The sequence below is a fragment of the Acidimicrobiales bacterium genome (assembly GCA_030747595.1).
Classification (GTDB): Bacteria; Actinomycetota; Acidimicrobiia; order Acidimicrobiales; family MedAcidi-G1; genus UBA9410.
Map to the genome: position 1 here is coordinate 1 of JASLKK010000025.1, position 5520 is coordinate 5520.

Annotated in this window: 6 protein-coding genes; 4 read left to right on the forward strand and 2 right to left on the reverse strand. The window is 62.9% G+C overall.

Annotated elements, in window-relative coordinates; all coding sequences use genetic code 11:
- Positions 1-92: 92 nt before the first annotated feature.
- On the forward strand, positions 93-296 hold the full coding sequence (locus QF777_11730) for a hypothetical protein (protein MDP6912212.1): 204 nt from the start codon (positions 93-95) through the stop codon (positions 294-296).
- Between the two features lie 47 nt (positions 297-343).
- Here the strand turns inward: QF777_11730 and QF777_11735 are convergent, their stop codons facing one another.
- Complete coding sequence (locus tag QF777_11735) at positions 344-1252, reverse strand: cysteine synthase family protein (GenBank protein ID MDP6912213.1); 909 nt, start codon at positions 1250-1252, stop codon at positions 344-346.
- Between the two features lie 337 nt (positions 1253-1589).
- Entirely contained in the window at positions 1590-2831 is a 1242-nt protein-coding gene (locus QF777_11740; GenBank protein MDP6912214.1) for a hypothetical protein, read from the reverse strand.
- Between the two features lie 136 nt (positions 2832-2967).
- Here QF777_11740 and QF777_11745 point away from each other — a divergent pair, with 136 nt between their 5' ends.
- The 3 genes from QF777_11745 to QF777_11755 form a co-directional block, all read left to right on the forward strand.
- On the forward strand, positions 2968-3873 hold the full coding sequence (locus tag QF777_11745) for a hypothetical protein (GenBank protein MDP6912215.1): 906 nt from the start codon (positions 2968-2970) through the stop codon (positions 3871-3873).
- 4 nt (positions 3874-3877) lie between these two features.
- Positions 3878-4648 (forward strand): hypothetical protein, encoded by a 771-nt coding sequence (locus QF777_11750; GenBank protein MDP6912216.1) that lies wholly within the window; start codon positions 3878-3880, stop codon positions 4646-4648.
- Positions 4645-5520 (forward strand): biotin/lipoyl-binding protein (locus tag QF777_11755; protein ID MDP6912217.1); only part of this gene is annotated, 876 nt, incomplete at its 3' end. The genes QF777_11750 and QF777_11755, both read left to right, overlap by 4 nt.

A 5520-nucleotide genomic window follows, 5' to 3' on the forward strand; every position in this document is an offset into this window, starting at 1 on the left:
ATGCTGATCCTTCTGGGACTCGGGGTTCTCTGGGCTGCGGTCCTGTTGCCACCCGTCATCGGATTTCGACCGTGACTTACCCGTTCCGGCAGATGCCTGTGATTGCAGGCGAAACAAGGGGTAACGGAAGAAAGAACACTTATCTCCTCTCCGAGCTTCGCCCCTCCGAGGTGCGCCCGAAAGAGGTGCGCCCCTTTGAGGTTCACCTACCGGATCGGTACACGGCCGTTTCCACCGGCCAGGTAGGCGAGGTCCACCGAATCGCCGACATGGACGGAGAAATCCTCCTGCGGTAAGTCAGAGGAAGCGTGCCACCACTGTTACCTGTCGCACTGACCCAGATCTAGACGGGTCGATCAAAGAGGCCACTATCCAGATACTTCAAGCCGCTATCACAGGCCAAAGTCACAACAGATGAACCTCGGCCAAGCTCTGCAGCAAGCTCGATCGCAGCACAAACATTGAGGCCTGTTGAAACGCCACAGAGCAAACCTTCTTCGAAGGCCAAGCGACGGCACATTTCCATGGCGAAACCCTCATCAACCGTCCGGATTTCCGCACATCGTGTGCGATCAAGGAACGGCGGTTCGAACCCAACTCCTATGCCTTCGACCCGGTGAGGGCCCCCAACGCCAGTGGTCAACAGTGGAGATTGAGCAGGTTCGAGCGCAATCACGTCTGGCCGAACTCCTTTGCTGACAAGCCCATTGACAGCACCCATGAGAGCTCCGCCCGTCCCAACGCCGGCGCAGATGAGATCTACGGCCCCACCAGTCTGCTCGGCGATCTCGGCCCCCATCGGCTCATAGCCAACTAGAACGTCCGGAGAACCAAATTGGTCCGCATAGAAACAGCCTTCCTTGGAAACCAGTTCTTGCGCCCGGCCCTTCATGCGACCGATTAGTTCAGGCGTGATCGCACCGTCCTCGCTTGTCTCAATTATGACTTCAGCCCCGTATGCACGCATCGAACGTAACTTCGCCGCCGCGAATGCATCGGATGACACCGCCACGAAGCTCAGACCCAACCGAGCTGCAACAAAAGCAAGTGCCGTACCCGTGCTTCCACCCGTGTACTCAACTACCCGATCACCAGGTTTGACCTCGCCTCTCTCGATCGCACGTCCGAGAACAGCGACTGCCATACGGTCCTTGTAACTCCCCGTTGGGTTACCCGACTCCAGTTTGAGCCACACGGTCCCGCACCCATCTGGAACAACCTTGTTGAGTTGAACTAGTGGGGTGCCTCCCACGGAGGTGGACAGAAGTGGGTCGGTTGAATACACGGCCCAAATCTAGGCACACCGAGGGGGCACGGCTTCGGTCTGATCTTGTAGCCGTCATGGTCCACTGAGGGTCGCGTCTCTCGTGGCTTCGGCTGCCAGGAGCTCGAGAATCACGATTCCGGACCGAATCCGTACCCAAAACCCGCCCACTGATTTCGACCGTGACTACCCGCCCCGGCAGATGTCTGTGATTGCAGGCGAAACGAGGGGTAACGGAAGAAAGATCACATAGGCCTTAGGTATCATCACCTCCAACGCACCAAGTTCATTGGTTGGTCAAGCGGCTGCCCGTTGAGTGAACTGATCAGGAATCGGATTCCTCGGCGTGATCAGCTTCGACGGCCGCCACCAGGCGAGCTGGCAGGTCGGGGATTTCGGAACGGACTCTTGACCAACTGGGGATAAATGCTGTCTCCAACGGATCGTCCAGGAACTCCTGGCCGGCTCGAACGACAGACCGGGCGAACACTTCGATGGCCGATTCCTCGGCGTGGCGGTCGTAGGCCATGGCATTGAACGCCGCGTCGGCTTCGTACCGGTCAATGAGGTCCAGGGCAGTGCGGTCATAGGCCGCTTCCAGTGAGCGGAAGCCCTCGGCGCTTAGCACCACGCCACCAATGGCCAGCTTTCGGTAGATGGCCCGGGCGATGTCGACGCTCATCCGGTGCAGTCCGTCGGTGGGGTCGTCGGCCGATAGCTCCCGGTGCTTGTGGTCGTAGCCATCGGCCACGTCCACCTGGCAGACCCGGGTGGTGGGGAAGTGCCGGTAGACCTCGGCTAGGACTCCGATCTCGAACCCCCAGTCTGAAGGCACCCTCAGGGTCTCGGCCACGTCGGTGGACATGGCACATTCGCCGGCCAGCGGGTACCGGAAGCTATCCAGATACCTGAGGTAGCCCAGGTCGCCGAATGTCACTGCCAGTGCCCGGACCAGCGGGGTCACGAAGAGGCGGGTAACCCGCCCGAAGAGTCGATCGGGTCCCATACCGTCCCCCGAGGCCCGGTGGTAATAGCCCTTGGCGAACCCGAACCGGTTCGAGGGGTGAGCCACCGGATAGAGCAGGCGGGCCGGCAACGACCGGTCATAGTCGCGAATGTCTGCGTCATGGAGGGCCACGATGCTGCTCCGACCTGAAGCTAGGAAGTGGCCGAGGCAGAACCAGACGTTGCGCCCCTTGCCCGGCTGGCCTGTAGGCAGGCCATGAGCCTCCAATTCATCCCGTAGGGCCGTGAGTCGAGGTCCGTCGTTCCAGAGGATGCGGTGCTGCTGGGGGAGCCGGGAGAAGATTCGATGAGCTCTGGCAAAATCATCCCGGCTGGCCCGGTCCAGGCCGATCACCACCTCGTCGAGGTAGGAAACGGCAGCCAACTGGTCGACGATGCGTTGCAGCGCTGCACCGTCGAGGTCGGCCACCAGACAGGGAATGACCAGCGACATGGGCCGGTCGACGCTCCACGACTTGAGTTCCTGCTCGAGATCCGCGGTCGGTCGACGCCTGAGGTCATGCAGCGTGGCGATCACGCCGTTCTGGAAGAAGTCGGCCACTTCCCGAGGCTAGGGGCTCCCGGCAGCCAGCTTCCCTTTCGGCGCGGCTCCGGTCCCTATGGGCAGTCGGACATCATCAGATCATCACTGTTCCAAGGTCTATCGATCACTGGCCGGGCGTTAGCGTTGCCTTCCGATGGTTCCTCTCGTTCGGTGGCGTGGCGCGCTTGCTCTGGTGATCGCTATCGCCGGGTCGACCCTGCTGGCGGTCGCCTGTTCGGTTGCCGGTGGGAGCACGGCGGATGGCGTTCGGACCATTGTGGTGCTGACGGCTGACCAGGCCACCGAGATCGTTGTTCCTGCCGGATTTGCGTCGGCCACCACGGCCCCTCCCACCAGCGCCGTCCCCTCCGCCGAACCCTCTTCGTCAGACACCTTCGCATCGGACACGGAGGTCTCATCCTCCGATTCGTCGACATCAGGAACCTCGTCGACGCCAGAAACCTCGTCGACCCCAGAAACCTCGTCGGCGGTGTTCGACGAAGACGAGGCCGACGGGTATTCGGATGCGGAATCGAACCAGCAGCCGGCCACCACCACGGTCGCGGAGTTGGCTGCCACGACCACGGTGGTCGAATTGGTGAAGGAGACGATTCCTCTGGCCGAAGAGGAGCGGGTGCATCCCGGGGTGCGGTTAATGAGCGCCCTGGACGAGTTCAACGCCTGTCTGGCCGAGGAAGGACACGAGTGGATCGGAATGCCCGATGCCGCAGCGGGTCCCGAGGCGCCGGCGAATCAGCCCGCCTACCTTCAAGCGCTACAGCTCTGCAACAGCCAGACCGGGATCTCTGACGCCTTGCAGGGCTACCAGACCTCCCGCTCAGACCTCTCTCCTGAGGAGATCCGGCAGGAGAACCAGAACTTCATCGACCTAGTGGACTGCCTCCGAGGTCTGGGCTGGTCGGTTGGTGACCTGCGACCCGACGAGGACGGCCTCCTTAACCCGGGAGACGAGTTTGTGGGTCCCGACGGCGAGATCGTGAGCGATGACATCCGAGATTGCGCCAGCCAGATCGCGCTGGCTGCCGAAACCGAGGGGTGACCAGATGATTCGAGCAGGCGTAGTGGTGGCAGCGGCCCTGATGGCCGCCGGCTGTGGTGGAGGCGGCAGCGAGACGGCCCGCACGGTGACCCTGTTGGCCGAGGATGCACCGTCGGCAATCGTAATCTCGACCACCGTGGCGCCCAGCACGACCGTGGTACCCACCACGGCGGCACCCACGACCGTAGAGGCCGCCAAGGAGGCCACGTCCACATCCGCTGAGGCCACGTCCACATCCGCTGAGGCCACGGCATCCGAGACCAGTCTCGAGGTCGAGCCCGAACCGGAGGCGACTACGACGACCACCGAGGTGGTCAAGGAGACCATCCCGTTGGCCGAGCAGGATGTTCCCGCCGGGATCAAGATGATGGATTCCCTTGAGGAGTTCAACGGCTGTCTAGAGGAAGAAGGGACGACATTCATCGGTCGTCCCGATCCCGACCTGGGTGCCGAGAACCCGGTCAATCAGCCGGAATACATCGAAGCGCTGACCCTGTGCGCAGCGCGGTCAGGCATCGTCGACGCGATGCAGGAGTTCCAGATGTCGAGGATCGGACGGTCCCCGGATCAGATCCGTGAGGCCAACGAGCAGTTCATCGAGTTGGCCGGCTGCTTGCGGGGTAAGGGCTGGACGGTTAGTGACCCGGTGCCCGATGCTGAGGGTTCGCTTGGCCCCGGCGAGGACTTCCAAAGTCCCGACGGCGATCTCGACCTCGACGACATCCGTGGCTGTATCAGTGAGCGGAATCTGGCAGACGGAGGAGATGACCAGTGAGGAAGCGCTTGAAGGGCCTGTTTTCCCTGGCCGTAGCGACGGCCGTCGCGGTAGCCGTCGTGGTGTGGCAGCCATGGGCTGACGAGACGACGGTGGCCGACCCCGGGGTCGACCGGGCCATCGCTGAGTCGGTGTCGGTTCGGACGTTGACCGACGAGATCACTATCCGGGGTGAGCTGCGTCGCGATGAACTCCAGGTGGTAACGGCCGCAGTGGACGGCAAGGTCGGACACGTGTCTGTCGAAGACGGGGACACCGTCAATGCCGGTGATGCGCTGCTGACCATCGACGGTCGCGAGGTCGTCGCCGTACTCGGTGATTTCGCGTTCTACCGCCAGTTGGACGTGGGGTCCGAGGGCCCCGACGTCCGACAGTTGGAGAACATTTTGTCGTCCGCCGGCTACCCGGTGGGGGACGTGGACTCCCTCTATACCGAAGAGACCCGATCCGGTCTTGCCGCGTGGCAGGCCGATCACGGCTACATCGGTGCGGCCCCCGAGGCCGACGAGGTCGTGACGGTCACCCTGCAGGGCAATCCTGCGGGCTATGTGGTGGGTCCGGTCAACGCCGTTTCAGTTCGCATCGGACCGGCGGTAGCCACCGCTGGTGAACTGCGCGAGAGCCAGTCAGCAGCAGTGATGGCCACCGCGGCAGCCGTTGTAGATGCGGCGGCTGTGGCCGACACGCCGGTTCCCACGGTGAGCCTGACCTCCGCGGCCGTGGTCGTCCAGGAGGGGCGACCCGTGGTGGTGACCATCTCCGCCGATGTGGCACCGGTGGCCGACCTGCAGATACCGATCACCATCTCCGGCGACGTCATGGTCGGCGACGACTACGTGGATCCGGACGACACGATTGTGCTGCCGGCCGGC